This is a genomic window from Nocardia flavorosea, from assembly GCF_015477805.1.
Lineage (GTDB): Bacteria > Actinomycetota > Actinomycetes > Mycobacteriales > Mycobacteriaceae > Nocardia > Nocardia flavorosea_A.
Genome location: NZ_JADLQL010000007.1, coordinates 376,431 through 399,348 on the forward strand (window position 1 = coordinate 376,431; position 22,918 = coordinate 399,348).

Annotated in this window: 1 protein-coding gene (running past one end of the window); it reads left to right on the top strand. The window is 68.2% G+C overall.

The genetic code is table 11. From position 1 onward, the window contains the following. On the top strand, positions 1-22,918 hold part of the coding region annotated (locus tag IU448_RS27710; protein ID WP_195058628.1) for a non-ribosomal peptide synthase/polyketide synthase (this coding region is incomplete at its 3' end). 22,729 nt of the annotated region lie to the left of the window's left edge; 22,918 of 45,647 annotated nt are visible.

The following is a 22,918-nucleotide window of genomic DNA, read 5'->3' on the forward strand; positions in this document are numbered from 1 at the left end:
GGGCCCCGTCGACCCCGATCGAGGAGATCGTGGCCGGTGTGTTCGCCGAGGCGCTCGAGGTCGAGCGTGTCGGTGCCGATGACGATTTCTTCGCACTCGGCGGTAACTCGTTGATCGCGACGCAGGTAGCGGCGCGGCTGGGTAAGGCGCTGGATACCGCTGTGCCGGTGCGGGCGCTGTTCGAGGCGTCCACGGTGGCCGGTCTGGCAGTCCGGGTGGAACAGCATGCCGGTGTCGGCGGGCGGGCCCCGCTGCTGCCGCAGCAACGCCCGGCGGTGACGTTGCCGACGGGTGAGGTCGTGGAGCGGGTACCGCTGTCGCTGGCGCAGCAGCGGATGTGGTTCCTGAACCGCTTCGACAATCGCTCGGCGGTCAATAATATTCCGCTGGCGGTAAAGCTCACGGGTGCATTGGATCTCGCCGCACTGCGGGCGGCCGTCGGCGATATGGTGCAACGGCACGAGGTACTGCGCACGGTCTACCCGGATATCAACGGTGTCGGCATCCAGCAGGTGCTGCCGGTCGGCGAAGTAGATTTCGATCTCACCCCCGAACGCATCTCCGCGTCGGATCTCGATACCCGGATCTTGCAGCTGGCCGGTGTGCTGTTCGATGTGACGATCGAGCCGCCGTTCCGGGTGACGCTGTTGCGCTTGGACGAGAACACCCACGTCGTGGTGTTCGTCGCGCACCACATCAGTAGTGACGGGTTCTCGGTCCGCCCGCTGCTGCGTGATCTGGTGGTCGCCTACACCGATCGCTGCGGCGGCACGGCACCCGACTGGGAACCGCTGGCTGTCCAATATGCCGACTACGCGCTGTGGCAGCGTACGGTGCTCGGTTCGGAAGACGATCCCGAATCCATTGTCGCCCAGCAGATCGCCTACTGGAACGAACGGCTGCGGGATCTGCCGGACCGGCTGGAACTGCCGACCGACCGCCCGCACCCCGAGATCGCCTCCAACATCGGTGCGGTGCACGATTTCGCGATCGACGCGGCCCTGCGCGCGGCGCTGGAGGAGCTGGCCCGTGCCCACGGCACCACCCTGTTCATGGTGATGCATGCCGCGCTGGCAACCTGGGCGAGCCGCCTCTCCGGAAGCGCCGATATCGCCGTCGGAAGTCCGATCGCCGGACGTGGTGAGCAGGCGCTGGACGATCTGATCGGTATGTTCGTCAACACCCTCGTGTTGCGCACCGAAGTAGCACCGGACGCAACGTTCGCCGAGTTTCTGGCCGACGTCCAGCGGACCGACCTGGAAGCGTTCGGGAATGCCGAAGTGCCGTTCGAGCGGCTGGTCGACATCCTCAATCCGCGCCGCTCGCAGGCGCATCATCCGCTGTTCCAGCTGGCGTTGACGTTCGAGGCCGCGTCGGCGGCCGAGACGCAGGCCGTTTCGCTGCCGGGACTCGACCTCGAGGTCGTGGATTTCGATCCCGGTCTGGCCAAATTCGATCTGCAACTGAGCGTCGGCACGGCGGGGGCCGGCGACGGTGGCCTGCTCCTGCAGTGGTCGTATGCCACCGATCTGTTCGATGCGGAAACCGTGGCCGGATTCGCCGATCGGCTGGTACGGATTCTGCGTGCGATCGTCGCGGATCCGCAGGTCGCGCTCGCCGATATCGATCTGCTCGCCGAATCCGAACGTGCGGACGTGGTGCGGCACTGGTCGGGTACCCGTCCGGATGCTGCCCCGGGTGTGTTCAGTGTCGATGGGCAGCCGGTCGATCTGCCCGGTACGGCTACTCTGGCACGCCTTTTCGAGGCCGCTGCCGACGAATATCCCCAGCGTACGGCGGTGAAGTTCGGCGCTGACTGCCTCACCTACGCCGATCTGGATCGTCGGGCCAATGTGCTGGCCCGGCGTCTGATCGCCGAGGGGGCCGGACCGGAGAACCTCGTTGCGGTGCTGCTACCGCGTTCGCTGGACCTGGTCGTCGCCCTGCTCGCGGTGATCAAATCGGGTGCCGGTTATGTTCCGGTGGACCCGGATTCCCCGGCAGAACGGCTCGCCTACATCCTGAGTGACGCAAGTCCGGCGACAGTGGTGCTGGATTCCTCGATGCGGGTCGAACTTCCATCCGGTATTTCACGGATGGAGGTAGACGGTTACGCCGTGGAGGCCGGGGATATCGAGGACGCCGACGACGGACCGATTACCGATGCCGAGCGCCTTGCGCCGTTGCGGCCCGAGAACACGGCCTACGTCATCTATACCTCTGGTTCGACCGGCCGTCCGAAGGGCGTCGCGGTGCCACACCGGAATGTGGTACGCCTGTTCGCCAACACCGAGCAGGAATTCGGATTCGGTCCCGACGATGTATGGACGCTGTTCCACTCCTACGCCTTCGACTTCTCGGTCTGGGAGCTGTGGGGGCCGTTGCTGTTCGGCGGCACGTTGGTGGTCGTCGACTACTACGTGTCGCGTTCACCGCAGCAGTTCCTGGAACTATTGCGCACCGAGCGGGTCACCGTGCTGAATCAGACCCCGTCGGCGTTCTATCAGCTGGCCGAGGCCGATCGCTCCGCTGCCGACGATCGTCCGCTGGCCCTGCGTTACGTGGTGTTCGGCGGCGAAGCGCTGGAGCTGCGCCGGCTCGCGGACTGGGTCGAGCGGCACGGCGACGGTACGGCCGGGCGTACGCGGGCGATCGGCGGCCGGGAGACCGCATCGCCGTTGCTGGTGAACATGTACGGCATCACCGAGACCACGGTCCACGTGTCCTACCGTGCGCTCGACGCGGCCACCATCGCCGGCGCGGCCGGTAGCGTGGTGGGTCGCGCGCTGGGTGGTCTGAAGGTCTATGTACTGGACGAACGCTTGCGGCCGGCGCCGGTGGGGGTCTCCGGCGAACTGTATGTCTCCGGTGTGCAGCTGGCCCGTGGATACCTGGGCCGTCCGGACCTGACCGCGGCGCGTTTCGTGGCCGACCCGCTGGGCGAAGCCGGTACCCGGCTGTATCGTTCCGGTGACCTGGCCCGGTGGAACCGTTTCGGCGAACTCGAATACCTGGGTCGCGCCGACGACCAGGTGAAGGTGCGCGGGTTTCGGATCGAGCTCGGTGAGATCGAGGCCGCGGTGCTCGCGCAGCCGGGGATCTCGCAGGCCGCGGTGATCGTCCGCGAGGACAAACCGGGTGATCACCGGATCGTCGGATATGTGGTGGCCGAGTCCGGGCTCGAACCCGATCTCGAAGCCCTCCGCGAGGGCGTGGCAGCGCGGCTGCCGGGCTATATGGTTCCGTCCTCTTTCGTGGTGCTGGACCGGATTCCGTTGACCATCAACGGAAAACTGGACCGCCGGGCACTGCCTGCGCCGGTGTTCGAGGCGGCGGGTTCGCGAGCGGTGTCGACGCCGATCGAGGAGATCGTGGCGGGCGTGTTCGCCGAGCTGCTCGGTACCGAGGGGATCGGTGCGGATGACGATTTCTTCGCTCTCGGCGGTAACTCGCTGATCGCAACCCAGATCGTCGCCCGAATCGGCACCGCGCTCGATATCCAGGTGCCGGTGCGGATGCTGTTCGAGGACTCCACGGTGGCCGCCCTGGCCGCACGGGTGGAGCAGCAGGCCGGCGCCTGGGGTCGTCCGGCGCTGTCACCCCATCCCCGGCCCGAGCGGCCGCCGCTGTCGCAGGCACAGCAACGGATGTGGTTCCTCAACCGCTTCCAGCCGGAGTCGTCGGTCGACAATATTCCGATCGTCTTCCGGTTGCGCGGCACGCTGCACGTGTCGGCGATGATCGAGGCGGTCGGTGATGTGATCGCGCGGCACGAATCCCTGCGCACCGTGTACCCGTCGCACGACGGGGTCGGCTATCAGCTGGTTTTGCCGCCGGCCGGCGCGGTCCCGAATGTGGAGATTCGCGAAATCGCCGGTGGTGCTTCCGATCTCGGCGCAGAACTACTGTCTTCGATTGCCGAATTCGTGTGCGGGCCCTTCGATCTGACGGTCGACCCACCGGTGCGTATGCGGATCTACCGGCTGGGAGCCGACGATCACGTGCTGGTCGGGGTTGTGCACCATATCGCCGCCGACGGTTTCTCCCTGCATCCGCTGAGCCGTGATCTGCTGTCGGCCTACGAGGCGCGCACCGGCGGCGCGGCGCCGGACTGGGCACCGATGGCGGTGCAGTACATCGACTACGCGATCTGGCAGCGTGAACTGCTCGGTTCCGAGGAAGATCCGACGTCGCTGGCTTCCCAGCAACTGGACTTCTGGAAAGCGGAGCTGGACGGGCTTCCGGACGAACTCCGGCTGTCTGCCCGCACCCGCCCCGCAGTCGCCAGCGAACAGGCGGCAACCCACCGGTTCGTGGTGCCCGGCGATCTGATCGACGAGCTGAACGCACTCGCAAAAGCGCAGGGCACGACTCTCTTCATGGTCGTGCACAGCAGTTTCGCGACCCTGCTCGCCCGGCTCAGCGGAACCACCGATATCGCCGTCGGCACCCCGATCGCCGGACGGGGCGAACGGCAGCTCGACGATATGGTCGGCATGTTCGTCAACACACTGGTGATGCGTACCCGGGTCGATACCGCCGCCCCCTTCACCGATCTGCTCGCGCATGTACGCGATCGTGATCTGCAGGCGTTCGCGCACGCCGATGTGCCGTTCGAGCGGCTGGTCGAGGTACTGAATCCGGTGCGGTCGCAGTCGCGGCAGCCGCTGTTCCAGGTGATGCTGACATTCCAGAACCTCGGATACTCCGAGCTGGAACTGCCCGGCCTGACGGTGAGCGGGCTGAGCGTGGAAACCCCGACCACACAATACGATTTGTCGCTCACCTTGAGTGAGGCGGCGCCGGGCGGATCCGGTATGGCGGCCGAGATCGTTTACGCCACGGACCTCTTCGACGAGTCGTATGTCTCCCGGTTCAGTGACCGCTTCCTGCGGGTGCTGCGGGCTGTCACCGCCGCCCCCACGACCCCGGTCGGCGATATCGAACTCATGGAGCCGGCGGAACGGGCGATGGTGCTCCAGCGCTGGAACGCCACCGAATTCCCGGTGGAGACAGCGCTCAACTCGCCCCCCGGTAACCACAGTGTGACGCTGACTTCGTTGTTCGAGGCGCAGGTCGCTCGGACCCCCGAGGCGGTGGCGCTCACATTCGACGGTGCGAACCTGACCTATCAGGAGTTCGCGAGCCGGGTGCATCGATTGGCACGGTGGCTGCGCGATGCCGGAGTGGGTACGGAAACCTTCGTGGCGCTGGGGATGCGCCGATCGTTCGACCTGATCACCGGAATCTACGCGGTGCTTTCGGCCGGCGGTGTCTATGTGCCGTTGGATCCGGACCAGCCCGTCGAGCGTATCGAGCACATCCTCGGTACAGCACGTCCGATTTGTGTGCTGACCTCCGGGGAAGATCTGGATCCGGGGATCGAGCGGCAGGTACGCATCGACCGGCTGGACCTCTCGGCTGTCGCCGACACTCCGGTGACCGATGTGGACCGGCTGCGGCCGCTGCGCCCGGACAACACCGCGTACGCGATCTTCACCTCGGGCTCCACCGGCCGGCCGAAGGGTGTGGCGGTATCACACCGGTCTGTCGTGAATCACCTGGTGACCACCCATGCCTGGCACGGTCTGGGCGCCGACGATGTGCTCTTGCTGCGCACGCTGGCGACCTTCGACGCATCGGTCATGGAGATCTTCCTCGCCCTGCAGGCCGGTGCCCGCCTGGTCATCGCCCGCTCGGACGGGCATCGCGACGCCGCGTACCTCACCCGGCTGATGGCTGCGGAGGGTGTCACGATGGCGCAGTTCGTGCCGTCGTTGCTGTCGGTGTTCCTGTCCGAATCCGAACCGGAGCTCTGGGCCGGGCTGCGCAGTATCGTCGTCGGCGGCGAATTGCTCTCCGCGGATCTTGCCCGGCGGGTCCGTGAGATCACCGGTGCTCGCCTGCACAACCATTACGGTCCGACCGAGACCACAGTCGACGCCACCCGATACGAGGTGACCGGAACCGAATCCGGTGCCGTGCCGATCGGTGTGCCCGGCTTCAATGTCCAGGTCTATGTGCTCGACGAGCGGGTGCGGCCGGTACCCGCGGGGGTTCCGGGCGAGCTCTATATCGGCGGCGTGCAGGTAGCACAGGGCTATCTGGGGCTGCCCGATCTGACCACCACGCGTTTCGTCGCGAATCCGTTCCGTTCCGGCGAGCGGATGTATCGCACCGGCGATGTGGTCCGATGGTCTCCCGAAGGCGAATTGGAGTACCTGGGGCGCAGCGACTTCCAGGTGAAGTTGCACGGTCTGCGGATCGAGCCCGGTGAGATCGAGTACGCGCTCACCGAACTGGATTCCGTCGCCCAGGCCGTGGTCGTGATGCGGACCGATGCGCGGACTGGTGACCGATTGGTGGCGTATCTGGTCCTGCGTCCCGGTGCGACGGTCGTGACCGAGGAGATTCGGGACCACCTGCGCGGCAGGCTGCCGTCCTACATGGTGCCCGCGGCGTTCATCGTGCTGGAGTCGTTCCCGTTGAACGCCTCGGGCAAGCTCGATCAGAAAGCATTGCCGGAGCCGACGTTCGAGGCCCGGGTCTTCCGTGCGCCGTCGACCCCCATCGAAGGGATCGTGGCGAATACGTTCGCCGAGGTGCTCGGCGTGGAGCGGGTCGGCGCGGATGACGATTTCTTCGAGCTGGGCGGTAACTCGCTGGTCGCGACTCAGGTCGCGGCGCGGATCGGTGCCGCGCTGAACGTGACCGTGCCGGTACGCGCACTGTTCGAGGCGCCGACGGTATCGGCGCTGGCGGTCCGGGTCGAACAGGCCGGAGAAGGAGCGCGTCCGGCGCTCGTCGCCGGTTCGCGGCCGGAACCGCTGCCGCTGTCGTATGCGCAGCAGCGGATGTGGTTCCTGAACCAGTACGACACCTCGTCGGTGGCATACAACCTGCCGATGGCGATCCGGCTCACCGGTGACCTCGACGTGACGGGGTTGCGCGCGGCGATCGCCGATGTGGTGTGGCGGCACGAAACGCTGCGCACCCGGTACCCGCAAATCGACGGCGCCCCGGCGCAGGTGATCGTGCCCGCCCGGCACGCGGTGCCGGACTTGGTGCCGATCGTGGTCGGCGCGGACGAAATCGCGGCTGCCGTCACCGAGTTCGTGGCCACCGGGTTCGACGTGGCGGCGGAGATCCCGCTGCGGATGCGGCTTTTCGCCGCGGCACCGGATGAGCATGTGCTGGTCGTGGTCGTGCACCATATCGCCGCGGACGGTTTCTCGATGGCGCCGCTCGCGCGTGATGTGGTGACGGCCTATGCGGCGCGGGCCCGAGGCGATGTGCCGGGCTGGGAACCGTTGCCGGTGCAGTACGCCGACTACGCCCTGTGGCAGCGGCAGGTACTGGGCGCGGAGGACGATTCGGATTCGCCGATGGCGCGTCAGATCGCGTTCTGGCAGCAGACCCTCGCCGACCTACCCGACGAACTCACACTGCCGGCCGACCGGCCGCGTCCCGCGGTGGCGTCGATGCGGGGCGCCACGGTGCACGGGGAACTGGATGCGGAGCTGGTGCGGAGCCTGAACGGTCTGGCCCGTAGCCGCGGTGCGTCGATGTTCATGGTGTTGCATGCCGGTTTGGCGGCGTTGCTGGCGCGGTTGTCCGGTAGTGACGATATTGCGATCGGTACGCCGATCGCGGGTCGTGGTGAGCAGGCGCTCGACGATCTGGTCGGTATGTTCGTCAACACCCTGGTGCTGCGGACCCGGGTGCATTCCGGCGAAACGTTCGCCGACTTGCTGGCACGATCGATCCGGACCGACCTGGACGCCTACGGTCACGCGGATGTGCCGTTCGAGCGGCTGGTGGATCTGCTGGCGCCGGAGCGGTCGCAGGCCCGCAACCCGCTGTTCCAGGTAGCGCTGTCGCTGCAGAACAACGAGCAGCCGGTGCTGGAGCTGGACGGGTTGACCGTCGCCGGGGTGGAACTCGCCGATGAGGTCGCCCGGTTCGATCTGCAATTCACCTTGGGCGAGAAGGCCTCGGGTGGAATGGACCTGGCGGTGAACTACGCCGCCGACCTGTTCGACGAATCCACCGTGCGGACCATGATCACCCGCTTCCAGCGGTTGCTGTCCACCGTCGTCACCGACGTGGACACCGTACTGGGCACGATCGAGATCTTGGACGAGACCGAACGGGTAGCGGCCCTGACGCGCACCGGTGGCCCGGCCGTACCGGCCCGGACGTTGCCGGACCTGTTGGCCGCGGCGGTCGCCGTGGACCCGGCGGCCCCGGCCCTGGTTTTCGCGGACGAGCGGTGGACCTACGGGCAGGCCGACGAGTACTCGAACCGGGTGGCGCGGATGCTGATCGCCGCCGGACCGGGTACCGAGGATCTGGTGGCGATCGCGATACCGCGCTCGGCGAAATCGGTCCTGGCCGAATGGGCGGTGACCAAATCGGGCGCGGCCTTCGTACCGATCGACCCGACCTATCCGGCCGAACGTATCTCCCATATGCTCACCGACTCCGGCGCCCGGATCGGCGTGACGGTGTCGGCGGCGCGGGCAGAGCTGCCGGATTCGGTGGACTGGCTGGTGCTCGACGAACTCGACATGGCCGGGTATTCCGCCGAGGCGATCACCGACGCGGACCGGGTGCGGCCGTTGACACCGGCGAATATCGCCTATGTCATCTACACCTCGGGCTCCACCGGTATGCCCAAGGGCGTCTTGGTCCCGCATGCCGGCCTGGCGAACTTCAGCGCCGAGCAGGTGACGCGCTACCGGATGGACTCCGATACCCGTACCCTGCATTTCTCCTCACCGAGCTTCGACGCCTCCATCATGGAGCTGCTGCTGGCCATCGGTTCGGGCGGCGCCCTGGTCGTGGTGCCGCCGGGTACCTACGGCGGCGAGGAGCTCTACCGTTTGATCCGCAACGAACAGGTGACCCATCTGTTCATCACCCCGGCGGCGCTGGCCACCCTCGACCCGGCCGGGCTGGACAGCCTGCGGGTCCTGGCCGTCGGCGGCGAAGCGTATTCGCCGGAGTTGCTGGCGAAATGGGCCATCCCGCTGGGCGGGGCCGACGGACCGCTGCGCGCGTTCCACAACGTCTACGGCCCCACCGAGACGACCATCGTCGTCAATATCGGCGCGCCGCTGCGGACCGGTGACGCGCTCACCATCGGCGGCCCGAACCGCGGTATCGCCTCCCTGGTGCTCGACGACCGGTTGCAGCCGGTACCCGACGGTGTCGCGGGCGAACTGTACGTGTCCGGTATCCAGGTAACCCGCGGCTATCACGCCCGCGCCGGTCTCACCGCCGACCGGTTCGTGGCCAACCCCTACGCGCCGGGGCAGCGGATGTACCGCACCGGCGACGTGGTGCGGTGGGCGTCGCGCGAGCTCGACTCCGGCGAGATCGAATACCGGCTCGAATATGTGGGCCGCTCGGACTTCCAGGTGAAGGTCCGCGGCTTCCGTATCGAATTGGGCGAAATCGATAACGCCCTCACCTCTTACGCCACCGTGGATTTCGCGGTGACGATCGGCCACGAGAGCGCCCCGGGCGCGGTCTCGCTGGTGTCGTATGTCGTTCCCGCCCCGGGCTATTCGATCGACGTCGCCGCGCTCACCGCCCATATCGAGGAGCGGTTGCCCGGCTATATGGTGCCGTCGGCCATCATGGTGCTCGATACGATCCCGCTGACCCCGGTCGGCAAACTGGATCGCAAGGCGCTGCCGGAGCCCACCTTCGCCGCGCGCGAGTTCCGGGCGCCGTCGACACCGGCGGAAGAGACCGTGGCCGGCGTCTTCGCCGATGTGCTGGGCCGCGACCGCATCGGCGTGGACGACGATTTCTTCGAGCTGGGCGGTAACTCCCTGCTGGCAACCCAGGTCGCGGCGCGCCTCGGTGCGGCGCTGAACACGCAGGTGCCGGTCCGGGCGCTGTTCGAGGCGTCCGATGTCGGCACGCTGGCCGCGCGGCTCGCCGAGCAGGCCGGTTCCGGTGGCCGCCCGGCTCTGGTGCCGCAGCCGCGGCCGACCCGGGTGCTGCCGTCGGGTGAGGTGGTGGAACGGATTCCGCTGTCGCTGGCGCAGCAGCGGATGTGGTTCCTGAACTGGTTCGATTCGGGTTCCCGGGCCTACAACATCCCGATGGTGATCCGGTTGGCCGGAGAGCTGGACGTTCCGGCATTGCGGCAGGCGGTCGGTGATCTGATCGCGCGGCACGAGGTGCTGCGCACGGTGTATCCGGAAACCGAATCCGGTCCGGTGCAGCTGATCCTGCCGGTATCGGGTGCGGTGCCGGAGCTGGATATGCGCACGGTTGCCGCGGATGCTGTCGAAGCCACGGTGTTCGAGCTGATGACGGTGTCGTTCGAGGTCACCGAACAGGTGCCGTTGCGGATGACCCTGCTGCAGGTCGACGGGGCCGCAAACGAATACATTCTGGCCGCGGTGGTGCACCATATCGCCGGTGACGGTGTGTCGATGCAGCCGTTGACCCGGGATCTGATGATCGCGTACGCGGCGCGGACGGCAGGTACAGCACCGGAATGGGAGCCGTTGCCCGTCCAGTACGCCGATTACGCGATCTGGCAGCGCGCGCTGCTGGGCGAGGAGACCGATCCGGGCTCACTGGCGACCCAGCAGATCGACTACTGGCGTTCCGCGCTGGCCGATATTCCGGACCAGCTGGATCTGCCCGCGGATCGTCCGCGCCCGGAGCAGCAATCGTTCGCCGGCGACAAGGTGGCGGTCGGTATCGACGCCGAGACCCACACCGCATTGCTGCGGTTGGCGCAGCAGCAAGGGACAACTCTGTTCATGGTGGTGCATTCCGCCTGGGCGGTGTTGTTGTCGAAGCTGTCCGGCACCGACGACATCACGGTCGGTACCCCGGTGGCGGGCCGCGGTGAAGAGGCGCTCGACGATCTGATCGGTATGTTCGTCAACACGCTGGTGCTGCGGACCGAGGTGGACCGGGGCGAGGCGTTCACGGATCTGCTGGCGCGGCAGCGGCAGGCGGACCTGCAGGCCTTCGCGCATGCGGATGTGCCCTTCGAACGTCTGGTGGAGGCGCTGAATCCGGAACGGTCGACCGCCCGGCATCCGCTGTTCCAGGTCGGGTTCACGTTCCAGAACATGGCGCAGACGGTCCTGGAGCTGCCGGGGCTGACTGTGTCGGGTGTGGACGCCGATATCAAGACCTCGCAGTTCGATCTGAACCTCACTCTGGGAGAGGTCTACGACGCCGCGGGCACGGCCGACGGTATGAGCGGTTATCTGACCTTCGCCACCGATCTGTTCGACGCGGGCACGGTCGCGGGCTTCGGTGATCGGTTCGTGCGGATGTTGCGCGCGATCGCCGACGATCCGGCCGTGGTGGTCGGTGATATCGATGTGCTCGACGAGGCCGAACGGTCGAATGTGCTGCGGCACTGGGCGAGCACCCGCGAGGATGCCGCCGCGGGTGTGTTCACTGTCGACGGGGTCGCGATCGACGATCCGGAAACGGTCACTCTCGCGGGTCTGTTCGACGCGGTGGTCGGTCAGCACGGCCGGCGGACCGCGGTGAAGTTCGGTAGTGAGCTGCTGACCTACGCCGAGCTGGACCGGCGGGCGAACGTATTGGCGCGGCGGTTGATCGCCGCGGGTGCGGGACCGGAGACCCTGGTCGCGGTACTGCTGCCGCGGTCGCTCGATCTCGTCGTCGCACTGCTGGCGGTGATCAAGTCCGGTGCCGGGTATGTGCCGGTGGACCCGGATTCGCCGGCCGACCGGATCGCCTACGTCCTCGCCGATTCCCGGCCGGAGGCCGTGATCTGCGATGCCGGGCTACCGGTGGAGCTGCCCGCGGATCTGCCGCGGGTACCGCTGGACGGCGTCGACGGCGACATGAGTGATGCGCCGATCACCGATAGCGAGCGTCTCGCGCCGCTGCGGCCGGACAATATCGCCTACGTCATCTACACCTCCGGTTCCACCGGCCGCCCGAAGGGCGTCGCGGTCGCGCATCGGAATGTGGTGCGGCTGTTCGCCAATACCGATCCCGAGTTCGGTTTCGGGCCGGACGATGTGTGGACCCTGTTCCACTCGTACGCCTTCGACTTCTCGGTGTGGGAGTTGTGGGGTCCGCTGCTGTTCGGTGGCACGCTGGTGGTGGTCGATTACTTCACCACCCGGTCGCCGGAGCAGTTCCTCGAACTGCTGCGCACCGAGCAGGTCACCGTCCTGAACCAGACCCCTTCGGCGTTCTATCAGCTCGCCGAGGCCGAGCGGGTCGCCGATCCGGCGGACGCCGCGCTCGCGCTGCGGTACGTGATCTTCGGCGGCGAGGCACTGGAGTTGCGCCGGCTCACCGACTGGATCGCCCGTCACGGCGACGGTACTCCCGGGCAGCGACCGGTGATCGGCGGCCGGGAGACCGCGTCGCCGCTGCTGGTGAATATGTACGGCATCACCGAGACCACGGTGCACGTGTCCTACCGGGCACTGAACGAGGCCGTTGTCGCCGAGGCCGCCGGTAGTGTCATCGGCCGCGCGCTGGCCGGGCTGAAGACCTATGTGCTCGACGACCGGTTGCGGCCGGTTCCGGTCGGTGTGCCGGGCGAGCTGTATGTATCGGGCGGTCAGCTCTCGCGCGGCTACCTGGGCCGCCCGGACCTGGCCGCGGCGCGTTTCGTCGCCGATCCGTTCGGCGAGCCGGGTGCCCGCCTGTATCGCTCCGGTGACGTCGCGCGCTGGAATCGGTCCGGTGAGCTCGAGTATCTGGGCCGTGCCGACGATCAGGTGAAGATCCGTGGTTTCCGGATCGAACTCGGTGAGATCGAGGCCGCGGTACTCGCCCAGTCCGGTGTCGCGCAGGCCGCCGTGATCGTCCGGGAAGATCGCCCCGGCGATCAGCGGATCGTCGCCTATGTGGTGCCCGAACCCGCGACCGCACTCGACCAGGACACCGTGCGTGACGGTACGGCTGAGCGGTTGCCCGCGTACATGGTGCCGGCCGCGGTCGTGCTGCTGGACCGTATCCCGTTGACCATCAACGGAAAGCTGGACCGCAAGGCCCTGCCGGAACCGGTCTTCGCCGGTGCGGCGGCCTTCCGTGGGCCGCGCAATCCGGTGGAACAGATCGTCGCCGAGGTGTTCGCCGAGGTCTTGGGCGTGGAACGGGTCGGCGTGGACGATTCGTTCTTCGCCCTCGGCGGCGACAGTATCGTCTCCATTCAGCTGGTGTCCCGGGCCAAGGCGCGCGGTGTGCTGTTCACGCCGCGGCAGGTCTTCGAAGAGCGCACCGTGGCCGGGCTGGCCGCCGTGGCCGAGGTCGGCGACGCCGCCGACGGTGTGCTGGCCCTGCCCGAGCTGCCGGGTGGTGGGGTCGGGCGGATGCCGCTCACCTCGATCGTGCGGTTCATGGTGGAACGGCCCGGCGCCTACGGCCGCTACCACCAGCTGTCGACGTTGAGCCTGCCGGTCGGCGTCACCCGGGCGACAATCTCCGCGGTGATGCGGCCGGTCCTCGACCGGCACGATATGTTGCGTGCCCGGCTGATCGCCGAGGACGGCGAATGGATCGTGGAAACGGCCGAACCGGGATCGGTCGATGTGGACGCGCTGATCGATCACACCGTGTTCGATGCCGCCGCCGACGAGCGGCAGCTGCGCGATATCGCCGCCGGCGCGGTCGATGCCGCGCTGGACCGGCTCGATCCCGCCGCCGGTGTGGTGGTGCGTTTCGTCTGGCTGGAACCCGATACCACCGATCGGGCCGGGTATCTGGTCGTCGTCGCGCACCACATGGTGGTCGACGGTGTGTCGTGGCGTATTCTCACGCCCGATTTCCTGCTGTCCGCCGGTGCGCACAGCGCCGGCCAGGCGCCGGAACTGTCGGCGTCGAGCACCTCGATGCGTACCTGGGCGCATGCGCTGGACGAACACGCGCACAGCGCCGGACGGGTCGCCGAACTGGACTACTGGCGCGATATCGCCGGTACCGACGAACCATTGCTGACCACCCGTGCCATGGACCCGCTGGTCGATACGGCGGGCGTGGTCGATATCCATTCGGTGGAAGTCTCGCCCGAGGTCACCCGGGCGGTGCTCACCACCGTGCCGGAGCGGTTCCACGGTGGGGCCAACGACGGCCTGCTCACCGCGCTCGTGCTCGCCACCAGCGCGTGGCGTGCCCGGCGGGTGGCCGCGGCGGCGACCGCGGACCCGCTGCTCATCCGGCTCGAGGGGCACGGCCGTGAGGAGCAGGTCGTGCCCGGCGCGGATCTGTCGCGTACGGTCGGCTGGTTCACCACGATCTACCCGGTGCGGTTCGCGCTCACCGGTATCGACCTTGCGGACGCATTCGCCGGCGGGCCGGCCCTGGGTGCGGTGCTCAAGTCGGTCAAGGAAGAGCTGCTCGCGGTGCCGGACAAGGGCATCGGCTACGGCCTGCTGCGGTATATGAACCAGCAGACCGCGGGCGAGTTGCCGGCCGCGCTGCCCGGGCAGGTGAGTTTCAACTACCTGGGCCGGTTCGGTTCGGGCGAAGTCAACGCGGATATGCGTGATTTCGGCTGGTTGCCGGCGGACGACCTGGCCGTGGACGCGGCACTCGACGCGGATACCCCGGCCATGGCGCCGCTGGATATCAACGCCGTCGTGGTGGGCGACAAACTGACCGCGCGGATCGGGTACCCGACCACGCTGCTGTCCGCCGACGAGGTGGCCGAATTCGGTGCGCTGTGGGCGCAGGCGCTGGAAGCCGTGGCCCGCCACGTGGACTCCCCGCAGGCCGGTGGGCACACCCCGTCCGACTTCGGTCTGGTCGCGCTGTCGCAGGCCGATGTCGACGGTATCGAACAGCGTTTCCCGATGCCCGTCGCCGATGTGTGGCCGCTGGCCTCGATGCAGGCCGGTATGTGGTTCCACGCGCAGCTGGCCGCGGAATCGGTGGATGTGTACACCGCGCAGGTCGTCCTCACGCTGACCGGCCGGGTGGACGCGGCCCGGTTGCGGGCGGCGGCGCAGGCGCTGGTGGACCGTTACGAGAACCTGCGCACGGCGTTCCTCACCGACCACGCCGGTAATTCGGTCCAGGTGGTGCTGAACGAGGTACCGGTCGACTGGCTCGAATACGACCGCACCGAAACCGGTGACGTCGACGATCTGGTCGAAGCGGACCGGTTGCAGCGTTTCGACCTCACCGAACCGCGCCTGGTGCGCTTCCGGCTGATCAGGACCGGTGCCGAAACCTGGCAGTTCGTGGTGACCAACCACCACATCCTGCTCGACGGCTGGTCCATGCCGCTGCTGCTGCAGGACCTGCTGATGCTGTACGCGGTGCGCGCCGACGCCTCCCTGCTCCCGGCGGTCCGCTCCTACCGGCACTTCCTGGACTGGGTGAGCCGGCAGGACCAGCAGGCGTCGCTGCAGACCTGGGCGGACGCGCTGTCCGGTATCGAGGAACCGACACTGCTGACCCGCTCCCAGGCGGGTCAGGAAATCACCGCGCTGTCGGGTGAATACGTGTTCGAGCTGGATACCGCGGAAACCGCCCGGCTGACCGCGCTGGCCGTCGAACTCGGGGTGACCGCGAACACGGTGCTGCAAGTGGCGTGGGCGCTCCTGCTGGGCCGGTTGACCGGTCGCGACGATGTCGTATTCGGCGCCACGGTCTCCGGTCGTCCGCCGCAGCTGGCCGGAGTCGAGTCGATGGTCGGCTTGTTCATCAACACGATCCCGGTGCGCGTGCGCTTCGACCAGGCCGAATCCGTGCGGGCACTGCTGTCGCGGATCCAGGGCGAGCAGGCGGATCTGCTCGATCACCACCATGTGGGCCTGGGCGATATCCAGGCCGCGGCCGGGATGGCATCGCTGTTCGACACCCTGCTGGTGTTCGAGTCGTATCCGGTGGACGCCGAGGGGATCCAGGCCCAGGCCACCGATATCGACGGGATGGCGGTAACCGGTCTCGACGCGGTCGACGCCACGCACTTCCCGCTCACCCTTTCCGCCTCGCTGGGCGCGACGCTGCGGGTGCGGGCCAGCTATCTGCGCGAACTGCTCGGCGAGTCCGATGTCCGGCGGATCGCGGACCGGCTGGTCGGCCTGCTGTCCGGTATCGTCGCCGATCCGTCCGGCGCCGTCGGTGATATCGATCTACTCGACGCGGCAGAACGCGAACTGGTCCTGCGCCGCTGGAATGCGACCGATCACGTGGTCGATACCTGGTTGCTGCTGGACGGGTTCGCCGCGGCGTCGGCGGCCTATCCGGACCGGGTCGCGGTGGCCTTCGAGGGCACCGAACTGACCTATGCGGAATTCGCCGGCCGGGTGAACCGGCTCGCGCGGCTGCTCGTTTCCGAGGGCGTGGGCCCGGAATCGCTGGTCGGCCTGGCGTTGCGGCGTTCGGTCGATCTGGTGGTGGCCATGTACGCGGTGGTCACCGCCGGCGGTGCGTATGTGCCGCTGGATCCGGAGCATCCGGCGGAGCGGACCGCCTACGTGCTCGATACCGCGCGGCCGGTATGCGTGCTGAGCACGACAGCGGATGCCGGTGCTGTTCCCCAGGGGACAGGTGTGCCCGTACTCGTTGTGGACACGCTGGACCTGTCGGGTCATGCGGACGATCCGGTGACGGATGCGGATCGGGTGGCGCCGTTGCGGTCGTCGAATACGGCGTATGTGATTTTCACGTCGGGTTCGACGGGGCGTCCGAAGGGTGTGGCGGTCTCGCATGCGGCGATCGCCAACCGTCTGGTGTGGATGCAGTCGGAGTACGGTCTCGAGCCGGCGGATGTGGTGTTGCAGAAGACGCCGTCGACGTTCGATGTGTCGGTGTGGGAGTTCTTCTGGCCGTTGCAGGTCGGCGCTCGGTTGGTGGTGGCCAAGCCGGACGGTCACCGGGATCCGGTTTATCTGGCGGAACTGATCGATGCCGAGGGTGTGACGGTGACGCACTTCGTGCCGTCGATGCTGACGGTGTTCGTCGCTGCGCTGTCCGCGGACGGCACACAGTGCCGTTCACTGCGATCGGTGTTCTCCTCCGGTGAGGCGCTGGCGCCGAAACCGGCGCAACAACTGCGCGAACTCACCGGAACTGCGGTGCACAACCTGTACGGCCCGACCGAGGCCGCGGTCGACGTGACCTATCACGAGGTCACGGATGCGGATACGGCCACGGTGCCGATCGGCGCCCCGGTGTTCAACACCCGGGTGTACGTCCTGGACGGCCGGTTGCGGCCGGTCCCGGTGGGTGTCGCAGGTGAGCTCTACCTCGCCGGTACGCAGTTGGCCCGTGGATATGTGGCCCGGCCGGATCTGAGCGCGGACCGCTTCGTGGCGAGCCCGTTCGGGGCCGGTGCGCGTATGTATCGCACCGGTGACCTGGTGCGATGGACCGCGAACGGTGAGCTGGAATACCTGGGCCGCACCGACTTCCAGGTGAAGCTGCGCGGTCTGCGGATCGAACTCGGCGAAATCGAAACCGCGTTGCTGGCCCGGCCGCAGGTGAGCCAGGCCGTGGTGACAGTGGCGGCTTCGCAACTGGGCGAGCAACTGGTCGCCTATGTGGTGCCCGCGCCGGGCGCCGCGATCGAATCCGCGGAGTTGCTCGACGCCGTACGCGCGGTACTACCGGCCTATATGGTGCCGGCGACCGTGGTGCAGTTGGCCGAATTCCCGCTGAACCCGTCGGGCAAGCTGGATCGCAAGGCGTTGCCGCAGCCGCAGTTCGAGGCGCGTAGGTTCCGGGCACCCGCCACCCCGATCGAGGAGATCGTGGCCGGTATCTACGCCGATGTACTCGGTGTGGAGCGAATCGGTGCCGATGACGACTTCTTCGCCCTGGGCGGTAACTCGCTGATCGCGACCCAGGTCGCGGCCCGCCTCGGGCGGGCGCTGGATATCGACGTCCCGGTGCGGTCGCTGTTCGACGCGCCCACGGTGGCCGCCCTGGCCGCCCGCGCGGAACAGCAGTCCGGGGTCGGTGGGCGTCTGGCCCTGGTACCGCAGCCGCGGCCGACACAGACCCTGTCGTCGGGCGAGATCGTGGAGCGGGTGCCGCTGTCGCTGGCGCAGCAGCGGATGTGGTTCCTGAACCGCTTCGACCCGAATTCGTTCGTCGACAATATTCCGGTCGCGGTCCGGCTCTCCGGTGATCTCGATCCGGCCGCCCTGCAGACCGCCGTTGCCGATGTGCTGGCTCGGCACGAATCGCTGCGGACCTGCTACCCGGAGGTCGACGGGACGCCGTACCAGCAGGTGCTGCCGGTGGCCGAGGTGCTGCCGGAGCTGACGCCGGTCGAGGTCACCGCGGCCGAGCTGCCCGCTCGGCTCGCCGAGGTGGTGACGGCCGGATTCGACGTCACCGCGAGCGCGCCGTTCCGGGCCCGGCTGCTGCGGCTGAGCGCGTCGGAGCATGTGCTCGGCTTCGTCGTCCACCACATCGCCGGTGACGGCTTCTCGATGGCGCCGCTGCTGCGCGATGTGGTGACCGCCTACGTCGCGCGGGCCGCGGGCGATACGCCCGCATGGGCGCCGCTCGAGGTGCAGTACGCCGATTTCGCGCTCTGGCAGCGGCAGGTGCTGGGTGCCGAGGACGATCCCGAATCGGTGATCGCCCAGCAGATCGCGTACTGGTCGCGGGAGCTGGCCGGACTACCCGATCAGCTCGAGCTGCCGGCCGACCGGCCGCGTCCCGCGATCGCCTCGGGCCGGGGTGCGACCCATACATTCGAGATCGACGCCGACACCCATGCCGCACTGGCCGAACTGGCGCGGTCGGAGGGCGCGACCTTGTTCATGGCCGTGCACGCGGCATTCGCGGTGCTGCTGTCGCGGTTGTCCGGGGAAACCGATATCGCCATCGGTACCCCGATCGCGGGCCGCGGTGAACGTGCCCTCGACGATCTGGTCGGCATGTTCGTCAACACCCTGGTGCTGCGGACACCCGTCGATACCGGGGCCGGATTCACCGAACTGCTGGGCTCCGTGCGCGGTAGCGATATCGCCGCGTTCGGGCAGGCCGATCTGCCGTTCGAGCGCCTGGTCGAGATCATCGACCCGGTGCGTTCGCAGGCCCGGCATCCGCTGTTCCAGGTGATGCTGTCACTGCAGAACACGCCGCCGGTGCAGGCGGAACTGCCCGGGCTGACGCTCGGTGCGGTCCAGATGCCGCTGGAAACCGCGAAATTCGATCTGCAGCTGGATCTGAGCGAGCGGTCGGGAACCGGCGGTCTGGTCGCGACCTTCATCTACGCGACCGATCTGTTCGATGCCGAGACGGTGGCCCAGTTCGGCCGCCGGTTCGTCCGCCTGCTCAAAGCCGTGGTCAAAACGCCCGAGCGCGCGCTGGGCGACCTCCCGCTGCTGGATGCGCTGGAGGCCTCGCAGGTGCTGCGCGACGGGTACGGCGTGGACCGCGCCGTCGACCCCGCGGCGACCCTGGCCGGCCTGTTCGCCGACCAGGCGGCGCGCACTCCGGACCTGCCCGCCGTGGCGTTCGAGGGGACAGGTCTGTCCTACGCCGAGTTCGCCGGCCGGGTGAACAGCCTGGCGCGGCATCTGATCTCGCTCGGCGTCGGCCCGGATGTCCCGGTGGCGCTGGGGATGCGGCGTTCGCTGGATCTGCTGGTGGCGATGTACGCGGTGGTCACCGCCGGTGGTGCCTATGTGCCGCTGGATCCCGAGCAGCCGGCCGAGCGCACGCAGTACATCCTGGACACGGCCGATCCGGTCTGCGTGCTGACCGCTGCGGCCGACGGATTCACCGTCGCGGATCGCCCGGTGGTGGTCGTCGACGGGATCGACCTCACGGGTTACCCGCAGACGCCGGTCACCGATGCGGACCGGATCGCGCCGCTACGGCCCGGGAACACCGCCTACGTGATCTTCACGTCCGGTTCGACCGGCCGCCCGAAGGGTGTGGCGGTATCCCATACGGCGATCGTCAACCGCCTGGTGTGGATGCAGGACCAGTACGGGCTGTCCGCCGCGGATGTGGTGTTGCAGAAGACGCCGTCGACCTTCGATGTGTCGGTGTGGGAGTTCTTCTGGCCGTTGCAGATCGGCGCCCGGCTCGTGGTGGCCAAACCGGACGGCCATCGCGATCCCGGCTATCTGGCCGAGACGATCGACACCGAAGGCGTGACGGTGGCGCATTTCGTGCCGTCCATGCTCACCGTCTTCGTCGGTGCGCTCGCCGAAACGGAAGATGGGCGGTGCCGTTCGCTGCGGCTGGTGTTCTCCTCCGGTGAGGCATTGCCGCCGAAACCGGCGCACCGGCTGCGGGAGCTGACCGGTACCGCGGTGCACAACCTGTACGGCCCGACCGAGGCCGCGGTCGACGTGACCTACCACGAGGTGACCGACGCGGATACCGCGACGGTGCCGATCGGCGCTCCGGTGTTCAATACGCGCGTCTACGTGCTCGACGCCCGGTTGCGGCCGGTACCGGCCGGTGTCGCCGGTGAGCTGTACCTGTCCGGTACGCAGCTGGCGCGCGGCTATGTGGCGCGGCCGGATCTGTCCGCGGACCGGTTCGTCGCCGACCCGTTCGAAACCGGTGCGCGGATGTACCGCACCGGCGACCTGGTGCGCTGGACCGCGAACGGTGAGCTGGAGTACCTGGGCCGCACCGACTTCCAGGTGAAGCTGCGTGGTCTGCGCATCGAACTCGGCGAGATCGAGACCGCGCTGACCGAGATCGGCGAGGTCGGCCAGGCCGTGGTGCTGCTGCGCGGTGCCGCGCACACCGGTGATCAGCTGGTCGGCTATGTGGTGCCGTCCGCCGGCGCCGCGATCGATACCGACGCGCTGCGCACCGGCCTGACCGGTCGCCTGCCGTCCTATATGGTGCCGTCGGCGTTCGTCGTACTCGACGCCTTCCCGCTGAATGCCAGCGGCAAACTGGACCGTAAAGCGTTGCCGGAACCGGTATTCGAAGCCCGGGCCTTCCGGGCGCCGGCCACGCCGATCGAGGAGATCGTGGCGAACGTCTTCGCCGAGGTGCTCGGTGTGGACCGGGTCGGCGCGGACGACGACTTCTTCGAGCTGGGCGGTAACTCCCTGGTCGGTATGCAGGTCGCGGCCCGGATCGGCGCCGCACTCGGAACCCAGCTGCCGGTACGCGCCCTGTTCGAGGCGCCGACCGTGGCCGCGCTGGCGGTCCGCGCGGAACGGTCCGGTACCGCGGCGCGTCCGGCCCTGGTGGCTGGGCCGCGTCCGGAACAGGTGCCGCTGTCCTACGCGCAGCAGCGCATGTGGTTCCTGAACCAGTACGACACCTCGTCGGCGGCCTACAACCTGCCGATGGCCATCCGGCTCGCCGGCGCCCTCGATACCGCGGCCTTGCGCGCGGCGATGGGCGATGTGGTGACTCGCCACGAGTCGCTGCGCACCCGGTATCCGGAGCACGGCGGTCGCCCGGTGCAGGAGATCCTGCCCGCCGACCGGCTGGAACTGGACCTCGACCCGGTGCCGGTCGCGGCCGGCGAGGTGCCGGCGAAGGTCGCCGAACTCGCCTCGGCCGGATTCGATGTGGCCGCGGCCGTACCGGTGCGGGCCCGGCTGTTCGCGGTCGCTCCGGATGAATTCGTCTTGGTGGTGGTGCTGCACCATATCGCCGGGGACGGGTTCTCGATGGCGCCGCTGGCTCGGGACGTGATGACCGCCTACGCGGCCCGCGTCCAGGGCGAGCTCCCCACCTGGGCGCCGCTGCAGGTGCAGTACGCCGACTACACGCTGTGGCAGCGCGAGGTACTGGGCGCGGAGGACGATCCGGATGCGCCGATGGCGCGCCAGATCGCGTACTGGCAGGAAGCGCTCGCGGATCTGCCGGACGAACTGGTGCTGCCCACCGATCGGCCGCGCCCCGCGGTGGCGTCGATGCGCGGCGCCACCGTGCACGGCGAACTGGACGCGGAGCTGGTGCGGAGCCTGAACGGTCTGGCTCGCAGCCGGGGCGCATCGATGTTCATGGTGCTGCACGCCGGTTTGGCGGCGCTGCTGGCGCGGTTGTCCGGTAGCGACGATATTGCGATCGGTACGCCGATCGCGGGTCGTGGTGAGCAGGCGCTCGATGATCTGGTCGGTATGTTCGTCAACACCCTGGTGCTGCGGACCGCGGTCGGGTCGGGTGAATCGTTCGCGGACCTGCTGGATCGGGCCCGGCGGGCGGATCTGGACGCGTTCGGGCATGCCGATGTGCCGTTCGAGCGGCTGGTGGATCTGCTGGCGCCGGAGCGCTCGCAGGCCCGCAACCCGTTGTTCCAGGTGGCGCTGACGCTGGAGAACAACGAGCGTGCGGTGCTGGACCTGGCGGGGCTCGAGGTATCCGGTGTGGAACTCGCCGCCGATGTGGCCCGGTTCGATCTGCAGTTCACCCTCGGCGAGAACGCGTCGGGCGGGATGGCGCTGGCGCTGAGCTACGCGACGGAGCTGTTCGACGAGGCGACCGCGCAGACGTTCCTCACCCGCTTCCGGCAGTTGCTGACCACGGTGGCCGCCGACGCGGATGCAGTGCTGGGCGATATCGCCCTGCTCGCTCCGGGCGAGAGCCGGGAGATCCTGTCGCGGTCGGGTGGTCCGGCGGTGGCGGCGCGGACGTTGCCGGAGTTGCTGGCCGCGGCGGTGGCGGTGGATCCGTCGGCGCCGGCGGTGGTGTTCGATGGTGTTCGTTACTCGTATGGGGAGTTCGACGAGCGGTCGAACCGTGTGGCGCGGGCGCTGATCGAGCGTGGTCTGGGTGCCGAGGATTTGGTGGCGGTGGCGGTGCCGCGGTCGGCGGATTCGGTGCTGGCCGAGTGGGCGGTGACGAAGTCGGGTGCGGCGTTCTTGCCGATCGACCCGACGTATCCGCAAGACCGGATCGCGCATATGCTCTCCGATTCCGGCGCGCCGGTGGGTATCACGATGTCGTCGGTGCGCGGTGATCTGCCGGATTCGGTGGACTGGCTGGTGCT